The organism is Amycolatopsis sp. MtRt-6 (genome assembly GCF_017308975.1).
GTDB lineage: Bacteria > Actinomycetota > Actinomycetes > Mycobacteriales > Pseudonocardiaceae > Amycolatopsis.
Genome location: NZ_JADWPD010000002.1, coordinates 500,699 through 521,477, shown reverse-complemented (window position 1 = coordinate 521,477; position 20,779 = coordinate 500,699). Strand labels below are relative to the sequence as shown.

At 73.0% G+C, this 20,779-nt stretch carries 17 protein-coding genes; 9 read left to right on the top strand and 8 right to left on the bottom strand.

Annotated elements, in window-relative coordinates:
• Positions 1-109 precede the first annotated feature (109 nt).
• Together I4Q55_RS05985 and I4Q55_RS05980 are read right to left on the bottom strand one after the other, a co-directional pair.
• Positions 110-1,483, bottom strand: a complete 1,374-nt coding sequence (locus I4Q55_RS05985; RefSeq protein ID WP_206784978.1) for a serine/threonine-protein kinase — start codon at positions 1,481-1,483, stop codon at positions 110-112.
• A gap of 164 nt (positions 1,484-1,647) precedes the next feature.
• Positions 1,648-3,030, bottom strand: a complete 1,383-nt coding sequence (locus I4Q55_RS05980; protein WP_206784977.1) for a serine/threonine-protein kinase — start codon at positions 3,028-3,030, stop codon at positions 1,648-1,650.
• 258 nt (positions 3,031-3,288) lie between these two features.
• Here I4Q55_RS05980 and I4Q55_RS05975 point away from each other — a divergent pair, with 258 nt between their 5' ends.
• From I4Q55_RS05975 to I4Q55_RS05965, 3 genes are all read left to right on the top strand, one after another.
• Positions 3,289-3,714, top strand: coding sequence for an STAS domain-containing protein (locus tag I4Q55_RS05975; RefSeq protein WP_206784976.1), 426 nt, complete (start codon positions 3,289-3,291; stop codon positions 3,712-3,714).
• 34 nt (positions 3,715-3,748) lie between these two features.
• Positions 3,749-4,930, top strand: coding sequence for an MFS transporter (locus tag I4Q55_RS05970; protein ID WP_206784975.1), 1,182 nt, complete (start codon positions 3,749-3,751; stop codon positions 4,928-4,930).
• Between the two features lie 200 nt (positions 4,931-5,130).
• Positions 5,131-5,544, top strand: a complete 414-nt coding sequence (locus tag I4Q55_RS05965; protein WP_206784974.1) for an STAS domain-containing protein — start codon at positions 5,131-5,133, stop codon at positions 5,542-5,544.
• Positions 5,545-5,602: 58 nt separating this feature from the next.
• On the opposite strand, the gene I4Q55_RS05960 is transcribed toward I4Q55_RS05965, so the two are convergent.
• Positions 5,603-6,097, bottom strand: a complete 495-nt coding sequence (locus I4Q55_RS05960; protein WP_206784973.1) for a hypothetical protein — start codon at positions 6,095-6,097, stop codon at positions 5,603-5,605.
• A gap of 147 nt (positions 6,098-6,244) precedes the next feature.
• On the opposite strand from I4Q55_RS05960, the gene I4Q55_RS05955 reads away from it, so the two are divergent.
• On the top strand, positions 6,245-6,745 hold the full coding sequence (locus I4Q55_RS05955; protein ID WP_206784972.1) for an SgcJ/EcaC family oxidoreductase: 501 nt from the start codon (positions 6,245-6,247) through the stop codon (positions 6,743-6,745).
• On the opposite strand, the gene I4Q55_RS05950 is transcribed toward I4Q55_RS05955, so the two are convergent.
• From I4Q55_RS05950 to I4Q55_RS05935, 4 genes are read right to left on the bottom strand one after another with little or no spacing between them, the layout of a single operon-like run.
• A complete protein-coding gene (locus I4Q55_RS05950) occupies positions 6,725-8,107 on the bottom strand; it encodes a HAMP domain-containing sensor histidine kinase (RefSeq protein ID WP_206784971.1) in 1,383 nt (460 codons plus the stop codon). The genes I4Q55_RS05955 and I4Q55_RS05950 overlap by 21 nt on opposite strands.
• Positions 8,104-8,772, bottom strand: a complete 669-nt coding sequence (locus I4Q55_RS05945; RefSeq protein WP_206784970.1) for a response regulator transcription factor — start codon at positions 8,770-8,772, stop codon at positions 8,104-8,106. Before I4Q55_RS05945 ends, I4Q55_RS05950 begins: the two co-directional genes overlap by 4 nt.
• Before the next feature lie 26 nt (positions 8,773-8,798).
• A complete protein-coding gene (locus I4Q55_RS05940; protein WP_206784969.1) occupies positions 8,799-9,281 on the bottom strand; it encodes a DinB family protein in 483 nt (160 codons plus the stop codon).
• Between the two features lie 11 nt (positions 9,282-9,292).
• Positions 9,293-9,910 carry a cyclopropane-fatty-acyl-phospholipid synthase family protein gene (locus I4Q55_RS05935; RefSeq protein WP_206784968.1) on the bottom strand — a complete coding sequence of 206 codons (618 nt, stop codon included), beginning with the start codon at positions 9,908-9,910 and terminating at the stop codon, positions 9,293-9,295.
• Between the two features lie 66 nt (positions 9,911-9,976).
• Between I4Q55_RS05935 and I4Q55_RS05930 the strand changes: the two genes are divergently transcribed.
• The 3 genes from I4Q55_RS05930 to I4Q55_RS05920 all read left to right on the top strand — a co-directional run bounded on the left by I4Q55_RS05930 (position 9,977) and on the right by I4Q55_RS05920 (position 17,933).
• Positions 9,977-10,549 carry an XRE family transcriptional regulator gene (locus I4Q55_RS05930; RefSeq protein ID WP_307793130.1) on the top strand — a complete coding sequence of 191 codons (573 nt, stop codon included), beginning with the start codon at positions 9,977-9,979 and terminating at the stop codon, positions 10,547-10,549.
• Positions 10,550-10,767: 218 nt separating this feature from the next.
• Positions 10,768-17,457, top strand: coding sequence for an RHS repeat-associated core domain-containing protein (locus tag I4Q55_RS05925; protein ID WP_206784966.1), 6,690 nt, complete (start codon positions 10,768-10,770; stop codon positions 17,455-17,457).
• A complete protein-coding gene (locus I4Q55_RS05920) occupies positions 17,454-17,933 on the top strand; it encodes a hypothetical protein (RefSeq protein ID WP_206784965.1) in 480 nt (159 codons plus the stop codon). The genes I4Q55_RS05925 and I4Q55_RS05920 overlap by 4 nt, the downstream gene beginning before the upstream one ends.
• Positions 17,934-18,116: 183 nt before the next feature.
• Here I4Q55_RS05920 and I4Q55_RS05915 read toward each other — a convergent pair whose 3' ends face one another.
• Positions 18,117-19,379 carry a hypothetical protein gene (locus I4Q55_RS05915; protein WP_206784964.1) on the bottom strand — a complete coding sequence of 421 codons (1,263 nt, stop codon included), beginning with the start codon at positions 19,377-19,379 and terminating at the stop codon, positions 18,117-18,119.
• 116 nt (positions 19,380-19,495) lie between these two features.
• Here I4Q55_RS05915 and I4Q55_RS05910 point away from each other — a divergent pair, with 116 nt between their 5' ends.
• Together I4Q55_RS05910 and I4Q55_RS05905 are read left to right on the top strand one after the other, a co-directional pair.
• On the top strand, positions 19,496-19,990 hold the full coding sequence (locus I4Q55_RS05910) for a DUF6630 family protein (RefSeq protein WP_206784963.1): 495 nt from the start codon (positions 19,496-19,498) through the stop codon (positions 19,988-19,990).
• 186 nt (positions 19,991-20,176) lie between these two features.
• Positions 20,177-20,647 (top strand): cupin domain-containing protein, encoded by a 471-nt coding sequence (locus I4Q55_RS05905; protein WP_206784962.1) that lies wholly within the window; start codon positions 20,177-20,179, stop codon positions 20,645-20,647.
• The last annotated feature ends 132 nt before the right edge of the window (positions 20,648-20,779 follow it).

The window sequence follows — 20,779 nt, the reverse complement described above, 5'->3', positions numbered from 1 at the left end:
CGGTCGGAAGTTAGCGCTAACAAGAAGGGGTGGACGTTGACCTTAATGCCGGGCAACGGCGCTGGTCAAGCCACCTTCGTCGGGTGGGGCGAAACGGCTGGACGCCGATTCATTCCCCCGGTCTGCACTCGGTCACCGGCATCCCGCGGTTGCCCCCGCGGGCCAGGGCGATGAAGCCGAAGGTGGTCGATTCGCCCTGCTTCAGCTCCGCATTCCACTCGGCGTTCACGATCACCGACGTCGCGCCGGTCCGCACCAGCCTGCCGTTCCACAGGTCGTCGATGCTCGTCCCGGCCGGCGTCGCCCAGCTGACCGTCCACCCCCGGACCTGGGCCTGCCCGCTGTTGCGGACGGTCACCAGCCCCTGGAAGCCGCCGGCCCACGACTTCACCACCTGGTAGCGCGCGGCGCAGCGGGCGGGTTCGGCCGCGACCGGGCCGGTGGCCGGGGTGCTGGACGGCGCCGACGCGAGCTGGGCCGCGGCGCTTTCGGGCTCCCGGCCGGGTGGGATGGTGGTCGCCGCGACGACGGCGGCCGCCGTCAGCACGAGCGCCGTCCCGGCGAAGGCCACCCGCGAGCGACGTCGCCGGGTGGGTACCGGCTCGGCGTCGGCCGGCGTCACCACGGGGGCCACGCCCGGCGCGGTGGCGCGGGTCAGCAACCGGGCCGCCCCGGCCATCGCGGGGCGGGCGGCCGGATCCCGGTGAAGCAGCCGGACGACGACGTCGGTGACCGGGCCGCTCGTGGCCGGCGGGGTGATCTGGCCGCCGCCGACGCGCTTGAGCAGGGCCAGCTGGTTCTCGTCGGTGCCGAACGGCGGCCGCCCTTCGAGGGCGGTGTAGAGCGTCGCGCCGAGGGAGTAGACGTCGGAGGGGAAGCCGGGTTCGTCGCCGTCGGCGACCTCCGGCGCGAGGTAGGCCGGCGTGCCGACGACCAGGCCGCGGCCGGTGGCGGTGCCCTCCCCGCGTGCGTGGGCCACGCCGAAGTCGGTGATCTTGGCCGTGCCCTCGGTGGTGACGAGGACGTTGTTCGGGCTGATGTCGCGGTGCACCACGCCTTCCGCGTGCGCCGCGGCCAGTGCCGAGGCGAGCTGGGCGCCCAGTTCCGCCACGTACTCCGGCACCAGCGGCCCCTGTTCCTCCAGCAGGTCGGTGAGCGTGCGGGCCGGCAGGTACTCCATCGTGATGTAGGCGGCGGCCCCCTGCTCGACGACGTCGTACACGACGACCGCGTGCGGGTGGCGCAGCCGGGCGGTGACCCGGGCCTCCCGGATCGTCCGCTCGCGCGTGCGTTCCGCGGCCGCCGGGTCGGCGGGGGAGTCGGGGAAGAGCTGCTTGATCGCGACCAGGCGGTCGAGCCGTTCGTCCTTCGCCCGCCACACGGTCCCCATCGCGCCGTGACCCGCCCGGCCCAGCACGCGGTACCGGCCGGCGATCACTGCCCCTTCGTGCACGGGCACGCTCCCCTCTGTCGCTTCCGTCATCAGGGGACACGGCCGGCGCGGGCACGCAGTTCGGCCCGTCGGCCCAATTCACTCACCTGGGTGGGTGCAGGAAAAAGCGTTCGACGTATTCGTTCCGGATGCCGGAAACGAAACCGGTCGCTACGGAAGAAATGCGGATCCGGTTGTGACGGAACGATAACGAATCAGTTCGTCCGGCAGCTGAGGGCCGGCACGGCGGGCAGGCCCGCCGTGATGTCCTGGTTCAGCCCGAACGACGCCGAGCCCGCCGGCTCGACGAGGGCGTTCCAGCCCGCGTCGGTGACCGTCACGGCGGAACCGCGCTGAGTCAGGGTGCCGTTCCACAGGTCGCGGATGCCGGCGCCGCCGGGCAGCACCCAGGTCACGATCCAGCCGGTGAGCCGCGTCGGCCGGTCGTTGCGCACGGTGACCTGTGCCTGGGCGCCACCCGGCCAGGCGCTCACGACCTCGTAACGCGCGGTGCAGCCCGCGGTCTCGGGCGGTGCCGCCGGTGCGGACGAGGTCGGGCGCCGCGCCGGACCGTCGGAGGCGCGGGCCGGTACCGGGGCGGCGGCCGTGGTGGTGCTGTGGACGGTGCGGTCCGCGGTGACGGTCGTCGGCGGGTGCTCGACGGGGGCCGCAGCGGTGGTCCCCGGCCGGTCGGCGAGGGCGAGGCCGGCCGCCACGCTGATCGACGTCAGGCACGCGGCGGCGCCGGTCACCGCGGCACGGCGGAGCCGGGACCGGCGGGGAACCGCGGGCGGGACCGGTCTGCCGACGGCGGCCAGGAGGTCGACCGCCTCCTGCATCGTCGGGCGCGCGGCCGGGTCGCGTTCGAGCATCCGCATCAGCACGGCGGTCAGCGGGCCGCCGTGGGCCGGCGGGGTGAGCTGGTTCTCGGTGATCCGCCGGAGCAGGGCGATCGGGTCGTCGCTGGTGCCGAACGGCGGCGTGCCCTCCAGGGCGGTGTAGAGCGTGGCGCCGAGCGAATAGACGTCGGACGGCAGGCCCGCCTCGCCGCCCCGGGCGATCTCCGGGGCCAGGTAGGGCAGCGTGCCGACGACGACGCCCTCGTCGGCGGCCGGGTGCTCGCCGAGCGCGCGCGACACCCCGAAGTCGGTGATCCGGGCGGTGCCGTCGTCGGTGACGAGCACGTTGTTCGGCGTGACGTCCCGGTGCAGGATCCAGTCGGCGTGCGCGGCCGCGAGGGCGGCGCCGAGCTGCCGCCCGAGCTTCACCACGTCGCACCGCGGCAGCGGGCCCCGCTCGACGAGCAGCTCGGTCAGCGAACGGGCCGGCACGTACTCCATGACCAGGTACATCGAGCCGGCGTCTTCGAACACGTCGTACACCGCGACGGCGTGCGGGTGCCGCAGCCGGGAGGCCAGCCGCGCCTCCCGGATCGCCCGGTCGCAGATGTCAGCGCCCGGCTCGTGCAGGAACTGCTTGACGGCCACCACGCGGTCCAGCCGCTCGTCCCGGGCTCGCCACACCAGGCTCATCGCGCCGCGGCCGAGGTGCCCCAGTAGCCGGTACCGCCCGTTGACGAGCTGTTCCTCGAAAGCCACCCATACCCCTGCGTCGGTCGACGAAACGATGCACTTTTTAGCAGAAGACGGACGGCTGGTGGGCTTCTGCGCCGACTGGATCTCCGAACCGTTATCCGGATCGGCGGCGGCGCATTCCCGGAATTCGGCACGCCGGACTCCGAATTCGACGAATTCGGCGGCGGGGCGGAACCGGCCGCCGAGGAGGCGTACGGTGTGGGGCATCGCGGTTCAGCCGGCAGCCGCTCCCCGCGTTTCCCTCGCTTCGAGGAGGTCTGTGTGCTCGGCCAGATCGCCGCTCCGCGGTTTCGCGTCGACGTCCCGTCCGCGATGACCCTGCGGGTGACCACCACCGCGGAGGCGACGACCGTCGCGGTCCGCGGCGAGATCGACCTGCCGGTCCTGGGCCGGCTCCGGGTCCGGCTGGGCGAGGAGATCGACCTCGCGCCGCGGGCGCTCGTGCTGGACCTGTCCCAGGTGTCGTTCTGCGGCGCGGGCGGGATCACCGAGCTGCTGGTGGCGGCATCGGAGGCGCACGTGAGCGGGGTGCCGTTCGCGATCGCGGCGGACGGGCGGGCGGTGCTGCGGCCGATCCGGGTGCTGGGGCTGGCGCGGGTGCTGCCGATCCACGGGAGTGTCGAGGCGGCGTTGGCGTGGCTGGCCGTGCTGCCCCGGTTGCGGGGCAGCGGGTCTGGCCGGGCTTGACCTCGACCAAAGGTGAGGTCTTACCGTCGCCGGCATGACACTCGCCGACGTCGGGCGGCCGCCGAAGTCCGTGCTCGCCGCGCTGCTCGCGGTCAGCACCATGACCATCATGGCCAGCGCCACCATCACCCCGGCCCTGCCCGGCATGGAGCGGCACTTCGCCGCCGAGCCGCACGCGCAGCTGCTGGTCCGGCTGGTGCTCACCCTGCCCGGGCTCGCGATCATGGTCGCCGCACCGCTGCTGGCCCGGCTCGGCGACCGGATCGGCCGCGTCCCGCTGCTCGCCGGCTGCCTGCTGCTCTACACCGTCGGCGGCGGCTCCGGGCTGGTGCTCGACTCCCTGCCCTGGCTGCTCGCCGGGCGCGCCCTCCTCGGCGTCGGGATCGCCGGCGTCATGACGACCTCGACGGCCCTGCTCGCCGACCACCACCCCGCCGCCGAACACGGCCGGGTGCTGGGCCTGCAGGGCGCGGCGATGGGGTTCGGCGGCGTCGTCGCCCTGCTGCTGGGCGGCCTGCTGGCCGCGGTGAGCTGGCGCGGCCCGTTCGCCGTCTACCTGCTCGCGCTGCCGCTGCTGCTCCTCGTGCTCCGGTACGTTCCCGAAGCGGCCGCGCACCCGGACACCGGGAACGTCCCGGCCGCGTCGCCGTGGCAGCCGCGCCTGCTCGGGCTGTACGCGGTGATGTTCCTCGGGGTGGTGGTCTTCTACACCGTGCCGACGCAGGCGCCGTTCTGGCTCGGCCAGGTCGGCGGCGCGGGCCCGGCCGTGACCGGCGCGCTCATCGCCGCGGTCAACCTGGTGATGACCCTGGTGGGCCTGAACTTCCGGCGGCTGCGGGCCCGCTGGGACTTCCCGGCGCTGGCGATCGTCCTGTTCACCGCGTTCGCCGCCGGGCTGGTCCTCCTCGGCTCGGCGGGCTCCCTCGGCGTCGCCGCGCTCGGGATGGTCGTCGTCGGGGCCGGGATCGGCCTGCTGAACCCGACCGTCAACGGCTGGGTGGTCGCCTCGGTCGCCCCGGGGGCGCGCGCCCGGGCCCTCGGGCTGCTGACGTCGGCGTTGTTCCTCGGCCAGTTCGCCTCGCCGCTGCTCGCCCAGCCCGTCGCCGACGCCGCCGGGCTCGGCTGGGCCTTCGGCTGCGCGGGGATCGCCGCGGCGGTGATCGCGGTCGTCATAGCGGTGACGCGCGCCACCGCGGCGGCACGACGACGTCCTTGAGGTCCTTTGTGAACTCACTGGCGAGGTGGACCGTCTCCGGCGAGCGCGACGACCATCTTCGGGAGCCGATTGTCCCACGAACAGGTCGACTCCGACGGTCACGGGTTGTGATCAGCCGGACGGCGTCAGTAGCCTGGTGCGCGGGCGGGTCGTGCAGGAGCCGCGGGTCCGGTCTGTCTCGAAGATGGGGTGTTTCACGCGTGGCGTCCTTCGGTTCCCCGACGGGGCGGCTGCGGGTCTTGTGCTCGCACGGCGATCCGGCGCTCCTGACCTTCGCCGGCGAACTCGACGTCGGCACGGTCCTCGTCGTCGTGAAGGCGGTGGCCGCCGCGCTGGCCGGTGCTGGGGAACCGCGGGCGGTCGTGCTGGACCTCGCCGGGCTGCACTTCCTCGGCGCGGCGGGAGTCCGCGTGCTGAGCGCGGCCACCGACCACGCCGCCGCCCAGAACGCCCGGCTCCGCGTCGTCACCGGCGGCAACGCGGTGGTGAGCCGCGCGCTGCGGCTGACCGGCGCCAGCCGGGTGCTGGACGTCTACCCCGACCGCGCCGCCGCGCTGGCCGCCGGAGACGACGACGAGTTCCTCCGGCTCACGGCCCGGATGCGGAACAGCTGAGGTTCGTCGTCCACCACGGACGGAGCGGTTTCCCCGGCGCCGCTTGACCCCGGCCGGGTCAGCGCTGACCCTTGGCCGCCGCGAAGAAGGCGTTCGACGGCCCCGTGAACGACAGCACCACGCCGACCACCGCCGCGAGCACGGCGACGTAACCGCCGATCGTGCTCTGCCCGGTCAGCACCGAGAGCAGCTGGAGGGCGGCGAGCACCGTCAGCACGATGCGCGCCCAGTTGCGGCCGGCGCGCAGCTTGAACGCGAACAGCAGGTACAGCCCGGCGATGACCACCGCGATCACCACCGCGGTGATCATCGTGACGGTCACGACCTGGTCGAGCTGCGCGTCGGTGAGGTTGCCGCCGCGTTGTCTGTCCGTGTCGCGCAGGCCGGCCGCGATCCGGTCCCGGTCGGCGAAGATGAGCAGGCCGCCGATCAGCCCGATGACCGGCGCGGCGATGAACGCCCAGAAAGCGCCTTCGATCGTGCCCGGACGCGGCGGAGCGGGCGCCTGGCCCAGTGAGGCGGGCGACTGCGGGTGGTTCGGTGATTCGGTCATACCGGATCAATTAGCACTCTCCCCGGTGGTTCGCACAGCGAACGGCTTGGCCGAACTTTTCCCCGTTCCTGTCCACGCGCTGGAATTCCCCTTCCGGTCGCCGTTCCACAGTGGATTCGTAAGCGATTCCCGGTCCAGGAGGCGAAAATGCGCAAGACACGGTGGGGTGTGGTCGTGGTGGCGACCGCGGCGGTCGCGGCGGTGACGGCCGGGTGCGGTACCGGTACCGCCGCGACGCCGACCGGTGCGGCGGCCGCTCCGGCACGGCCCACCGAGCAGCAGATCGAGGCGTTGTTCCCGCAGTGGAACGCGGCGCTGGCGAACGGCGACCCGCAGCGGGTGGCCGATCTCTACGCGCCGGACGCCGTCCTGCTGCCGACGGTGTCGAACGAGGTCCGCCGCAGCCGCGCGGAGATCGTGGACTACTTCACGAAGTTCCTGCAGAGCAAGCCGCAGGGCGTGATCGAGGACGAGATCGTCGACGTCCTCGACGCCGACACCGCGGTGAACACCGGCGTCTACGAGTTCACGCTGACCAAGGACGGCAAGACCGAGCGGGTGCGGGCGCGCTACACCTACGTCTACGAGCTGCGCGAGGGCAAGTGGCTGATCGTCAACCACCACTCGTCAGCGATGCCCGAGGGGTAACGCGATCCGGACGGACAGCCCGCCGCCGTCGGCGTCGCCGAGTGACACGGTGCCGCCGTCGTCGGTGACCAGCTGCTTCACGATGGCCAGGCCGAGACCGGACCCCGACGGGCCGGTCCGGCCCTGGCCGCGCCAGAACCGGTCGAACGCGCGGCTCCGCTCGGCCTCGGGCATCCCTGGGCCCTGGTCGGCGATCTCCAGCACGGCGTGGCCCTCCCGGCGGCCGCTCGACACGGTGACCGCGCCGCCGTCGGGGGAGACTTCCAGGGCGTTGGACAACACGTTGTCCAGCACCTGCTCGAGGTGCCCGGGGCTGACCATGGCGAGCAGGTCCGCGTCCGCGTCGGCCTGGCGCAGGTCGACGCCGCGGTCGGCGGCCACCGCGCGCCAGACGGCGAGCCGCCCGGCGACCACGTCGGCGACCCGCACCGGCTCGGGGGCCGCGATCGCCGCCTCGGCCTTGGCCAGGGTGAGCAGGCCGTTGACCAGCCCGCTCATCCGGACCACCTCGGCCGTCGCCTGGTCGACGTCTTCGTGGACGTCGGCGTCGGCCACGCCGTCGGCGATGTTGTCCAGCGACAGCCGCAACGCCGTGAGCGGCGTGCGCAGCTGGTGTGACGCGTCGGCGATGAACGCCCGCTGCGCCCGCACCAGCGTGTCGATCGTTTCGGCGGCGTTGTTGAGCGTGCGCGCGAGGGTGCGGGTTTCGTCCGGGCCGGTCTCCTCGGCACGCGCGGTCAGCTCGCCGTCGCGCAGCCGGCCCGCCATCCGGGTGAGCTCCCGGAACGGCCGGGTGAGGTGCCGGGCGAAGAACGCGCCGAGGAACGCGGCGACGACGAGCACCGCGACCGCGAGCACCGCCCGGAAACCCCAGATCTGCAGCTGCCGCGCGTCCAGCGGCGCCGACGGGTAGCTGACCCGGATCGCCCCGGCGACGCGGCCCGCCGCGTCCCGCGCGGGCACGGCCAGCACGAGACCGTCGGCGTCGAGCGCCGCCGCGTGGGTCCACCGGGTGGTGGCCCGCCCGGCCAGCGCGTCGCGGAAGGCCGGGTCGTCCGCGGCGGGCGGCACCGGCAGCGGGCCCGGCGCGGTGCCGTCGGCGAGGACGGCGTCGAGCCGGCCCGGCGTCTCCTTGCCGTAGGCCTCGGCCAGCCGCGCCAGCGCCTGCCGCGACGGCAGGTCCCCGGCCGAGAGCAGGAGCGCGGCGGTGTCGGCTTCCCGCCGCACCGACGTCTCGACGTCCCCGCGCAGCTGGCCGGTGAGGACGAACGCGACCGGCACGGTGAACGCGGCGATCGCGATCGCCACCAGCAGCACGTAGCTGACGACGAGCCGGCGGTTCAGCGACTCCCGCCCGCTCACCCGGCGACCACCAGCCGGAAGCCGACCCCGCGCACGGTTTCGACGACGGCCGCGTCGCCGAGCTTGCGGCGCAACGCTCCGATGTGGACGTCCAGGGTCTTCGTCGGGCCGAACCAGTGGGCGTCCCAGACGGCTTCCATGATCTGCTCGCGGGTCAGCGCCGCGCCCGGCGCGTCCGCGAGGAAGGCCAGCAGGTCGTACTCCTTGGGGGAGAGCGCGAGCTCGGCGCCGTCGACGTGGACCCGCCGCGCCCGCCGGTCGATGACCAGCCGCCCGCCGGCGAGCGCGTCGGGCGGCTGCGGCTCGGCGGCGGCCGGCCGCGCCCGGCGGGCCACCGCCCGCATCCGCGCGATCACCTCGCGCACGCCGAAGGGTTTCGACACGTAGTCGTCCGCGCCGATCTCCAGCCCGACCACCCGGTCGACCTCGTCGGCCCGCGCGCTGATCACGATGATCGGCACGTCACCGCGGGCCCGCAGGTCGCGGCAGACGTCGAGACCGTCCACATCGGGCAGTCCCAGATCGAGCAGCACCATGTCCGCGGGCTCGGCGGCCAGGGCCTCCGCGCCGGTCCGCACCCACGTCACCTCGTAGCCGTACCGCACCAGACCGCGCCGCAGCGAGTCGGCGATCGGCTGGTCGTCCTCCACCAGCAGTACCCGCACGGAGTCCGATCATGCCAGGTCAGCGGTCAGCGGCCGGTGCTGCCGTCGATCAGCTCGCGGAGGATGTCGGCGTGCCCGGCGTGGCGGCCGGTCTCCTCGATCATGTGGACCAGGGCCCAGCGCATCGACGGCGCGTCGCGGCCGGGGCGGGCGACCGGCCGCGTCAGGTCGGTGCAGGCGTCGATGACCGCGTTCGCCCGCGCGCAGGCGGCGCGGTAGTCCGCCAGGACCGAGGCGACGGTCTCCTCCGGCCGCGGCCGGAACGTCCCGGGCCAGTCGGTGGTGTTTTCGCCGAGGAACGTGAAGCGCTCGACGTGCGCGAGGTGCCGGACCAGACCCAGCAGCGACGTGCCCGACGGGACACCGGGCGTCCGGACCTGCGGCTCCGGCACGCCGTCGGCCTTGGCGGCGACGGCGGCCCGCAGGTGGTCGAGGAAGCCGCGCAGGACGTCCTTTTCGGCCGGTCCGGTGCGCGGGGGCGGGGTGTCCCGCCTCCGGGTTCGGGGCATCGTGGGTCCTCTCAGCGGGAGCGGCGGACGAGCAGGAGGTGGTCGACGACTTCGGCGGTCTGCCCGCCGGGTCCGGTGGCGGTCCGGGTGAGGGCGTCGGCGCGTTCGACGGTCCACTGCGCCGGATCGAGCGACGGCGCTTCCAGCGCCGGGAAGGCAGCGGGGTCCTGGTTCCACGACCACGGCGCGGCGGACCCGTGCTCGACGACCAGCAGCCGGCCGCCGGGGGAGAGGGCCGCCGCGGCCCGCCGCAGCACCTGCTCGCGCGGCAGCGGGAACGACGTGTGCAGGTAGTGCGCCGAAACCAGGTCGAACCGGCCCGCCGGGAACGTCGCGGCCAGGTCGTGCCGCTCGGTGGTGACCCGGTCCGCGAGCCCGAGGTCCCGGGCGCGGGTGTCCAGGCGGGCGAGGGCGACGGCGGAGATGTCGGCCGCGGTGACGCGCCAGCCGCGGCGGGCCAGCCACAGCGCGTCCCCGCCGGCGCCGGTCCCGAGGTCGAGGGCCCGGCCCGGGGTCAGTCCGGCGACGACCTCGACGAGGCGGACGTTGGCGCGCGGCTCGCCGTCCGGCACGTGGGTCGTGTGGTGGCCGTCCCAGAACCGGGACGCTTCGGTGGTTGTTTCCGTCATGGGCCCACCCTGACCCGGTCCTGGCCGGTTCGGCACGCTTTCTTGCGGTTCCGGCAAGATGGCCGGGTGGACTTCGAGGACGTGCTGCACGCGGTCGGCCCCCGGCTGCGGGCGCTGCGCCGGCACCGCGGGATGACACTGGCGGACGTCGCGGCCGGCACCGGGGTGTCGGAAAGCACGCTGTCCCGGCTGGAGAGCGGGCAGCGGCGGGCCAGCCTGGAGCTGCTGCTGCCGCTGGCCCGCGTCTACGGCGTTCCGCTCGACGACCTCGTCGGCGCGCCCCGCACCGGCGACCCCCGGATCCACCTCACCCCGATCCACCGCCACGGCATGACGTTCGTGCCGCTGTCCCGGCGGCCCGGCGGGATGCAGGCCTACAAGATGATCATCCCCAGCACGGACCGGCCACCGGTCCCGGACCATCAGACCCACGACGGCCACGAATGGCTGTACGTGCTGCACGGGCACCTGCGGCTGGTCCTCGGCGAGCACGACCTGGTCCTGCCGCCGGGCGAGGCTGCGGAGTTCGACACGACCATCCCGCACTGGCTCGGCAGCGCCGACGGCCAGGCGGTCGAGCTGCTGATCCTGTTCGGCCGCCAGGGGGAACGCGCGCACCTGCGCGCCCGCACGCGATGAAGAATGGCCGGCGATTTCGGGGAATCGTCCGATTGCGGATCAAGAAATTCAAGAAAAAGTAATGTCCGATTGCGTGTTTCCCGGATCGAATATCACCCCAATGGGTGATGGGCGCCGGGGAGTGGCCGGTTAGATTTCCCGTGGCGCCCGGGCTCCCGGTGGCCGCTCGTCCAGGGGGAGGATCTGCCGTGCCCGGTAGGGTCGTTCGCGCTCGAAGAATGTCCGGTTTCCGGATTTCGACGGTTTTGCTCGCCATTGTCGCACTGATTGGTGCGTCCACTTCTGTTGTTGCCGCGGCGCCCGCGCCGGCGGCCGCCGCGCAGCCCGCCGCCGCGCCGAAACCGGCGGATTTCGGGCCGGACGCGGCGAAGTCGGCCGACCTCGCGGTCGACGGCTACGGCGACGCGCAGGGCTACCACGTCACGCTCGGCCGGGAGGCGGCCGGATTCGCGTGGCAGGAGGTGGCGCTGATTCACCCGGCCGGGTTCGACGACGGTTCGTGGACCGGCTACCAGTGCGTCTCCGGTGACGGGAAGTACGCCGCCGTCGCGATCCTGCCCGCCTCGGCCGTGAACACCCAGGCCGCGCGCGACCACGGCGCGTTCGCCTACTCCGTCGACCTCGCCACGGGAGCCGTGCGCGCCCTGGCCGGCGGGGTCGGCCTCAAGTACTACTCGCCCGGCTGCGGCACCGGCGGCACCGCGGTGTTCACCGTCGCGCTCGACGGGCAGACCCGGCTGCTCACCGCGAACCTGGCCACCGGCAGGATCGACGCGGACGTCACCACGCCCGGGCAGATCACCTCCGCCGTCCCGGCCGCCAGTGGTGTCGTCGGCGTGACGGGCAACCGGCTGGTTTCCGTGCCCGCCAAGGGAAAGCCCGCCGTGGTGGCCACCTTGCCCGGTGACGTCTACGACGTGCGCCCGGCCGCCGACGGCGGCGTCAGCTTCCTGCACACCAAGCCGGGCACGCGCACCGCGACCGCCGCGCACGAGCTCGACGGCACGGTCACCACGCTCGGCTCCGGCGACCTGACCCGGGTGCAGCTGTTCCAGGGCCGCGCCGGGCACGCCGTGCTCTCCGGTGCCGCCCCGGCGGCACCCGGCGCGCTGGCCGCCGCGGGGGTGCGCAGCGTGGGTGACGGCGCCCTCGCGCACGGCGCCGAAGCGTCCTCTTTGGACGGCGACGCGCTGCTCGGCCCGGACGCCGACGGCCGGAAGGCCGCGCCCGCCCTGCTCGCGACGAAGACGGGCAAGGTGCTCGCGCCCGCCGTCCCCGCCGCCACGAAGGCCGCCGCCACCCAGGTGCCCACGTATTCCGCCGCGCCGAAGCCCGCCCAGGCCCCGCGCCAGAGCCGGCTCAGCCCGAAGGCCGACGCCGCGCCCACCACCCAGGCGGCGCCGAACACCGTCCAGGCAAAGCCGAACACGAGCCAGGCCGCGCCGAACACCACCCAGGCGCAGACGCCGAAGTGCGCGGTGCCGCCACTGAACGCCGACCGTCAGGTCATGCAGCCCAGCCCGGCCCAGGTCGACTGGGCGGTGCAGCTGGCCGAGCAGGGCCTGCTGACCGGCAGCGCGTACACGCGCCCGGCCGGGTACGCCAATCTCGGCCTGGTCGCCTACGCCCCCAACAGCGACTTCCCGCTGATCCCGCTGTCGCACCCCGCCGGGGCGTCGAACACCGTGCCGCGGTCGATCTTCGAGGGCATCATGGCCCAGGAGTCGAACTGGTCGCAGGCCTCCTGGCACGCGCCCGCCGGCACCGCGGGCGACCCGCTGATCGCCAGCTACTACGGCGCCGGCGGCGACATCGTCTCGATCGACTACGCCGCTTCCGACTGCGGGTACGGCATCAGCCAGGTCACCGACGGCATGCACATCGGCGACACCTCGCTGTCCGCGCACGGCCAGTGGAAGGTCGCGGTCGACTACCAGGAGAACATCGCCGCCGGCCTGCAGATCCTGGAGAGCACCTGGAACCAGCTCTACGCCGACGGGATCACCGCCAACAACGCCGACCCGCGCTACCTGGAGAACTGGTACTTCGCCGCCTGGGCGTACAACTCGGGCATCCAGCCGAACGCGGCCAACGGCAACACCACCGGCTGCACGCCCGGCCCGTCCTGCACCGGCCCGCACGGCACGTGGGGCTTGGGCTGGACCAACAACCCGGCCAACCTCGACTACCCGCCCAACCGCGATCCGTACCTGCAGGACACCTACGCCGACGCCGCGCACCCGGCGAGCTGGCCGTACCAGGAGCGCGTGCTCGGCTGGACCGCGAGCCCGCTGATCCGCTACAGCAAGCCCGCGTACGCGAAGCCGACGTACAACGGCGGGCAGAGCTGGGTGCAGCCCGCGCCCTACACCGCGATGTGCTCCCTGTCCGCCAACCAGTGCGACCCGAACAACACCAACACGTCCAACCCGGGTGCCAGCCACTGCATGCTCGACGACTTCCAGTGCTGGTGGCACAACCCGGTGACCTGGATCCCCAGCTGCGCCACGACGTGCGCGACCAGCCCGTATGCCGTTTCCGGCGGTTCCGAACCGGCGAACCCGACGCAGAACCCGCCGACGTGCAGCCAGGACACCGCGAAGGTGCCGAGCGGGTCGATCATCGTCGACGACGAGCCGAACCGGCTGAACCTGCAGGGCTGCGGCGGCGCGAACTGGTCGAGCAACGGCACGTTCACCTACACCTACGGCACGAACTCCGCCGGCGACCCGATCGGCGCGATCGACACCCACCAGCTCGGCACCGGCCTCGGCGGCCGCGTGCTGTTCACCCACACCGAGGACGGCTCGAACCCGGCGCTGATCAACACCGGCGTGTGGACGCCGAACCTGCCGTCGCTGCAGTACTACAAGGTCAAGCTGCACCTGCCCGGCCTCGGCGCGCAGGCGACGAACGTCGTCTACACCATCAACCCCGGTGGCGGGGTCGCGCCGTGGAAGATCCGCGTCAACCAGGCGTGGAACTCCGAGCAGTGGGTCACCATCGGCACGTTCGCCATGCAGAACGGCGGCAACGTCACCCTGACCAACAACGGCAGCTCGGTCGACAACGGCGGCTTCGGCTACTCCGACTTCGACGTCGCCTTCGACGCGGTCGCGTTCGTGCCCCAGGGTGGCACGCCGGGCCAGCCGATCGGCGGCCCGCCGGGCATCCAGGACGCCCCCCGCGGCTCGAACCCGGCGTTCATCGCCTGTGGCTGCGCGAAGCGCACCGCCGGCGACCCGGTCGACACCTCGACCGGCTACTTCGGCGACAGCTTCACCGACCTCGCCACGCCCGGCCGCGGCATGGCGCTGAACTTCGCCCGCAGCTACGCCGAGGGCATCGCCGACCTCAACGGCCCCAACAAGGCGCTGGCCGCGGACGGCCCGTTCGGCTGGGGCTGGACGTACTCCTACAACCTGACGGCGGCCACGGACGGCACGACCGGCAACGTGACCGTGAAGCAGGAGGACGGGTCCGCGGTCACCTTCACCCTCTCGAACGGCACCTACGCGCCCGCGGCGCCGCGGTACGACGCCACCCTGGTGAAGACGGGCTCGAACTACGTCTACACCCGGCGCGGCACCGCGATCTTCACGTTCGACGCCGCCGGCGGGCGGTTGACCGCGGAGACGGACCGGGCCGGGAGCAAGGCCGTTCCGGCGTACCAGACGACACTGGCCTACGACGGCTCCGGCCACCTGGCGACGATCACCGATCCCGCGGGCCGCAAGTACACGCTGACCTGGACCGGCAACCACATCACCGGTCTCGCCGACACGGCCGGCCGCCAGGTCACCTACGGCTACGACGCCACCGGAAACCTCACCGACGTCTACGGGGTGGGCACGACCCGGACGCCCTCGTTGAAGGACGACGACCACGCGAAGTACACCTACGACGGCAACCACCTGATGACGTCGATGCGGTCCCCGGCCAACTTCGCCGGCCCGGCGTCGGCGGTGACCTCGATGGCCTACGACAGCGCCGAACGGGTGCGCACGCAGACCGACCCGAACGGTCACGCCACGACGTTCACCTACGGCCCGGACGGCGGGCTGGCCGCGGGCCAGGTCCTCACGACCGACCCGGCCGGGCACCGGAAGCTGGACACCTACCAGAACGGCCTGCTGGTCTCGGAGACCAAGGGCTACGGCACGCCCGACGCGGGTACGACGTCCTACACCTACGACCCGGTCACCCTGGGCGTCAGCACGCAGACCGACCCCGACGGCGGGGCGGAGACGTTCACCTACGACGACCGCGGCCGCAAGACATCGGAGTCGAACGCCCTCGGCTTCACCACGAACTGGGTCTACGACGACGCCGGGAACCTGCTGGAGACGATCGACGCGAACGGCGTCGCCACCGTCGAGGGGTACGACCAGGCCGGGCATATCCCGGCCGGCGCGGCCGGGGTGCTCGACCTGACCTCGACCTCGGTCACCCGGGCGAACAACGTCGTCGAGTCGATCACCGGCAACTTCGGGCCCGCTCCCGTCCGCACCGTGAACTTCTACTACGACGACGCCGCGCACCCGGCGGACCAGACCCGCGTCGCCGACCCGGACGGCAAGACCACCACGACCGCCTTCGACGCCTTCGGCGACAAGGTCTCGGTGACGAACCCGATGGGGGACAAGACACAGTCCGGCTACGACACCGGCACCGGGTGGCTGACGTCCACAGTGGACGGCAATGGCACCGCGGCCGGCGTCGCCCCAGGCTGCACCCCGCCCGCCAAGGGCTGCACCACCTACCACCAGGACGCCCACGGCAACGTCACCGCCACCACCGACGCGCTCGGCCACACCGCTTCGGCGACCTACGACGCCGACGGCAACAAGACCTCGACCACCGACGCCAACCACCGGACCACGGTCACGACGATCGATCCGGCCGGCCAGCGGGTGAAGGTCACCCAGCCGGACAACACCACCCAGATCACCGGCTACAACCCCGACGGCACCATCGCCGACACCGTCAACGGCCTGAACGCGAAGACCACATACGGCTACGACGGCCAGGGCCGCGAGAACTCCCGCACGGATCCGGACAACCGCACCACCACGTCGCACCTGGACCCGGCCGGGCGAGTGTTGACCAGCACCGATGCCCAGGGCCGAGTCACGACGATCGGCTACGACGCGGCGGGGCGGACGAAGTCGGTGCAGTACTCCGACGGCGTGACACCGGGCGTCACCTACGGCTACGACCCGGACGGGCACCGGGTGTCGATGACCGACGGCACCGGGACGTCGACGTGGACCTACGACACCTTCGGCGAGGTCACCGCCCAGACCCAGGGCTCCGGGGCGGCGGTCGGGTACGGCTACGACGACGCCGGCAACCAGACGTCGATCACCTACCCCGGCCACCCCACCCCGGTCGCCCGCACCTTCGACGACGCCGGCCGGCTCAGGACGGTCACCGACTGGAACGGCAACAAGACCACCTTCGGCTACGACAACGACAGCGTGGTCAAGACGACCACGTACCCGAACGGCACCACGGTCACCGACGGCGTCGACGACACCGGCAGGCTGACGTCGACCACGGCAGTCACCGGCACCACGACCGTGCTGTCCGCGACCTACGGCCGTGATCCGGCCGGGCAGCCGGCCACCCGCACGGTGGGTCAGGCGTCGCAGACCTTCGGGTACAACCCCAAGGAGCAGCTGGCCTCCGACGGCTCGGCGACCTACACGACCGACGCCGCCGACAACCCGACGACCGTCGGGGCCACCACGCAGGCGTTCGACGCGGCCGGGCAGCTGTGCTGGTCGTCGGCGGCCGGGACGGTCACGAACCCGGCCTGCGCCACCACCCCCGCCGGCGCCACCGCGGTGACCCACGACGGCGTGGGCAACCGGAAGACCGCCGGCTCGGCGACCTACGCCTACGACCAGGCGTCGCGGCTGACGGCGTTCACCGGGCCGGCGACGTCGGCGACCTACCGCTACGACGGCAACGGCCTGCGGACGTCGAAGACGGCGGGTGGCGTGACCACGACGTTCGTCTGGGACAACGGCGGCACGCCGAACATCCTGAGCGACGGCACCACCAGCTACCTCTACGGGCCGGGGCGGCTGCCGATCGAGCAGATCGGCGCGGCGGCGACCTCCTGGTTCGTCCACGACCAGATCGGCTCGACGCTGGCGCTGCTCGACGGCACCGGGGCCGTCGCCGGGCGCTACACGTACACGCCGTACGGCGTCGCCACCGCGTCCGGCACCGCCGGCACGCCGCTGCGGTACGCGGGCCAGTACACCGACGCGGAGTCCGGGCTGGTCTACCTCCGCGCCCGCTACTACGACCCCGCGACCGCGCTGTTCCTCAGCGTCGACCCGCTGCTCGACACGACCCGCACGCCGTACTCCTACGCCGGCGGCAACCCGTTGCTGTACGCCGACCGCACCGGCCTCAGCTTCTGGGACAGCCTCGGCTGGGGCCTCGCGATCGGCGGCGCGATCATCGGCGGCGTCGGCTGCGCGATCCTGGAGCCGTGCGGCGCGATCGTCGCGGCGGGCGTCGGGGTCGCGGAGGTCGGGGTCGCCGCCGTCGGCCTCGGTGCCGCGGCCGGCGCGGGAGCGGCCGTCATCCTGGGCGGCACGATGTACGCTGCCGTCGGCGGCAGCGCCGGCATGGACGACTCGGTCCTGCGCAACTGGGATCCGGGCGACAACTACGACGACGACGGCAACACCACGTCGAAGAGCCGGGAGAAGCAGCAGGAGCAGGCGGACTCCGCGTGGAACCGGATCAGGCAGCAGGTGCGGCAGCTGACGGGCCGGGAGCTCACCAGCGCCGACCGGCAGGCCTGGCACCGCAACATCGGTGAGCTGCACGGCGGGTACCAGGAAATCCTGCGAGAAGGACTGCGCATGTTCGGATGTGGTGAATGACCTCGGTGACCGAAGCGGTCCAGGCGCTGCGCGGGCTGCGCCTGACCGAAGTCCGGCGGGTCGCGAACATCGTGATCGTCGTGGTGCGGCCGGACGGCGGAACGGGCTGGACGATCCACGCGCAGTGCCCGTTCCGCGTCGTGCACGGTGACGTGATCCTGCTCGGATCGCGGGACATGAACTGGCCGCGTGACCGTGGCACCGATCGCGACGAAGCGTTCGAGAACGGCACCACGAAGTTCGACGCGCAGGCGGAGTTCCTGACGGGACGGTTCGCCGAAGGCGACTTCCGGGTGACCGGCGCGAAGCTGGGGCCCGGCGGCGAAGTGGTCCTCGAGGCCACGAACGACGGCGATCCGATCCGGCTCGAGATCTTCCCGGACTGTTCGGGGCCGTGGATCGAGAGCTGGCGGTTGTTCGCCCTCGACGAGGGGGCCGGGTCCTACGTGTACCCGGAAGCCGCCGGCCGCGACTGAGTCCGATGCCGGCGGCCGACGGCCGGCCTCGACGCGGCCATCGCCCGTGCCGAGGGGGAAGCTTCGGCACCGGCGGGGAGCACCCTGCTCGGCCTGTTCGTGCTGATGGCCGTGGTCCCTCGACGGGACGGCGGTGGACATCTGGATCCGCCACCCGGCGGACCTCCGCCGGGTGGCGGATGGTTAGCCGGTGGTTTCCGCCCGGGGCCGGATCAGCCCGGGAAGGCGGGCGACCAGCCAGACCAGCCCCAGCACGGCGAAGAGGGCCGCCAGGCGGAAGCCGAGGGTGATCACGCCGACCGGCCAGCCGGTGAACACGTGCCGGCGGGTCCAGTGCGTCGTCTTGGTGATGTCGAGGCCCGGCACGGCGTTCGCGAACCCCCACAGCTGGTCCCCGATCCCCACGGCGACGGGGGCGTCGGGCGGCAGCGGCGGGACCGCCGCGGCGAGGCCGGACCGGACTGACAACAGGACCGCCGACGCCGTCAGGACCAGCGCGAGGTGCGCCCAGAGGAGCACTCCGGCGACGGCGACCAGAGCCCACCACGCCGAATTGTGCCGGAAGAACGCCGCGACGATCACCCACAGCCCGAAGAAGCCGCACAGCAACAACAGCACCGCCAGCGTCAGCCACTGCACCGCCGGCGTCACCCAGCCCAGCGGCTGCGGGACGTGGTCGCGCAGCCACCGCGCGAGCGGGGCCTCCGGTGGCCAGAGGAACCACGCGCCGGCGTAGGCGGGCACGGCGAGCAGCAGCGTCCAGACCGCGGGCACCGCGGCGACTTCGGCGTCTTCCCCGATGTCCTCGCCCGCCAGGGTGCTTTCGCGGTTGCGCACCCACCAGTAGGCGGAGACCAGCAGTCTCGCCATGGGCAGCAGCAGGACCACCTTCAGGGCCACTACGATCGTGCCCGCCGCCGTGCCGGACAGCTCGGCCGGCTCCGGCCAGGCGAACGTGTCCTCGACCTCCAGGAACGGGACCGCGTCGAGCGTGTGCCAGAGGAAATACCGCTCGCTCGCCCACAGGCCGGGGACGCTGCCCGGCCGCGCGGTGAGCCCGCCGTGGCGCCAGAGGACGGTGACGATGCCCGCGGTCGCCTCGACCGTCAGCAGGGGGGTGAGCACCGAGGCGAGCAGGCCGACGCCGTAGGCGCGGGCGGCGGCCTGCTTGACGTTCCCGAACGCCCACAGGACCGCGCCCAGGCCGGCCACCGACAGCAGGGCGCCGGGCAGCACCCCGAGGAGCGCCGTCACCGGGCGCGGGCTGGTGACGGTGAACGTCTGCAGCAGGCGCACCAGGCCGGTGACCGGGACGGCGATCAACGCCGACACGAGCACGAGCGCGGGCAGGACGTCGGTGTGGCGCTCGCCGACGGAGGTGAGCTGGTGCCAGGACCGGGCGTACACCGCGGCGATCCCCCGGGGCAGCCGCGTCCACCTGGCCATCGTTTCCCTCCGGGCGGACGGTACGTCGCCCGTGGCCGGCGTCGCCAGCCCCGGCCCCCGGCCGGGTGATCTGCCATGATCTGCCGGTCGCACACCCGGCCCCGCGGAGGACATCGATGACGGCACGTGACGCGCTCCTGGCCGTGGCCGGTCTGCTGGCCCCGGACACCCCGCAGGTGGCCGCGCACGCCGCGGCCGCCCACGACGACCCCGAAGCGTTCGTGCGGGAGCACGCCGAGCGGCTCGACGAGCGCGGCATCGACGAGCCGTTCGAGCTGCTGCCGTGGACGGCGCTGGTGGACGCCCTCACCGACCACGGCCTGCTGGCCGAGATCGACTGGAAGGAAGCGCCCGACGAGATCACGGCCGGCCTGCGGGCGCTGCGGTCCGCACCGGCGGCGGACGAGGTGTGGGCGGAGCTGGCGCACAGCGAGCTGCCGACGGACGAGTTCCTCGACGCGGCGGGAAACCGGCTGCGCGACACCGGAACGGTCCTCGCGGTCCTCGACATCGAGTCCGACTGCTATCCGTTGGTGCTGCTGCCATCGACCCGCGCCGACGACCTGGTGAGCCTCGCCGCGGCGGCCGGGTTCACGGCCGAGGTGTGCTAGGACCATGTATTGACGTCGTCCACGCTTCGGTTGCCCTGTCGTGGTTTCCGGTGTTCATGCCCGATCGAGTGATGACCCTGTGTTCGATCGCCGGTAGCTTGGAGGGGTCGCGTCTGCGCGGTCCGCCGAAGCCAACCTCCGGGCCCTGCTACACCAGCCCGACAAGACTTCGACGAAGGAGAGACGATGACCGGCGAGGAAATCGTGCTCGGCCCGCTGCCGAAGGGGATCACCCCGGCCGGCGCGGGGACGAAGGTGTGGAACGTGCTGGGGCACACCTACTTCATGAAGGCGGCGAGCGAGACGAGTTTCGCGTTCGAAACCCACGACCCGCCGGGCACCGGGGTGCCACCGCACGTACACCCGACCCAGGACGAACACATCTACGTCCTGGACGGCGTCTTCACCCTGTACCTCGACGGCGAGTGGACGACGGCCGGGCCGGGCGACACCGTGCGGATGCCGAAGGGCCTGCCGCACGCGTACTACAACCGCAGCGAAGGCATCACCCGCGGTTTGTTCTGGGTGAGCCCGGCGGGCCGGCTGGCCCAGCTGTTCGACCGGCTCCACGACCTGACCGACCCGGCCGAGGTGGTGCGGCTGTCGGCCCTGCACGACGTCGACTTCCTGCCGCCGGGTGCGGTGGAAGGCGCCTGACCCGCGGCTACCCGCCGGCCGGGCCGGTGCTGCCGCGCGGGACGTAGTGCGCGGCCGGTGACCAGCGCTCGGTGACCGCGTCGCCGTCGATCCGGTGCCGTGGTCGCCCGCACCAGCCGCCCGGGGCCGGGC

Bases quoted from the DNA above. Each gene is read 5' to 3' on its own strand.
- I4Q55_RS05940 (WP_206784969.1), bottom strand. From the start codon at position 9,281: ATGCCCCGAACCCGGAGGCGGGACACCCCGCCCCCGCGCACCGGACCG.
- I4Q55_RS05920 (WP_206784965.1), top strand. From the start codon at position 17,454: ATGACCTCGGTGACCGAAGCGGTCCAGGCGCTGCGCGGGCTGCGCCTG.
- I4Q55_RS05960 (WP_206784973.1), bottom strand. From the start codon at position 6,097: ATGACCGAATCACCGAACCACCCGCAGTCGCCCGCCTCACTGGGCCAG.
- I4Q55_RS05985 (WP_206784978.1), bottom strand. From the start codon at position 1,483: ATGACGGAAGCGACAGAGGGGAGCGTGCCCGTGCACGAAGGGGCAGTG.
- I4Q55_RS05925 (WP_206784966.1), top strand. From the start codon at position 10,768: ATGTCCGGTTTCCGGATTTCGACGGTTTTGCTCGCCATTGTCGCACTG.
- I4Q55_RS05910 (WP_206784963.1), top strand. From the start codon at position 19,496: ATGACGGCACGTGACGCGCTCCTGGCCGTGGCCGGTCTGCTGGCCCCG.
- I4Q55_RS05915 (WP_206784964.1), bottom strand. From the start codon at position 19,379: ATGGCCAGGTGGACGCGGCTGCCCCGGGGGATCGCCGCGGTGTACGCC.
- I4Q55_RS05970 (WP_206784975.1), top strand. From the start codon at position 3,749: ATGACACTCGCCGACGTCGGGCGGCCGCCGAAGTCCGTGCTCGCCGCG.
- I4Q55_RS05905 (WP_206784962.1), top strand. From the start codon at position 20,177: ATGACCGGCGAGGAAATCGTGCTCGGCCCGCTGCCGAAGGGGATCACC.
- I4Q55_RS05935 (WP_206784968.1), bottom strand. From the start codon at position 9,910: ATGACGGAAACAACCACCGAAGCGTCCCGGTTCTGGGACGGCCACCAC.
- I4Q55_RS05955 (WP_206784972.1), top strand. From the start codon at position 6,245: ATGCGCAAGACACGGTGGGGTGTGGTCGTGGTGGCGACCGCGGCGGTC.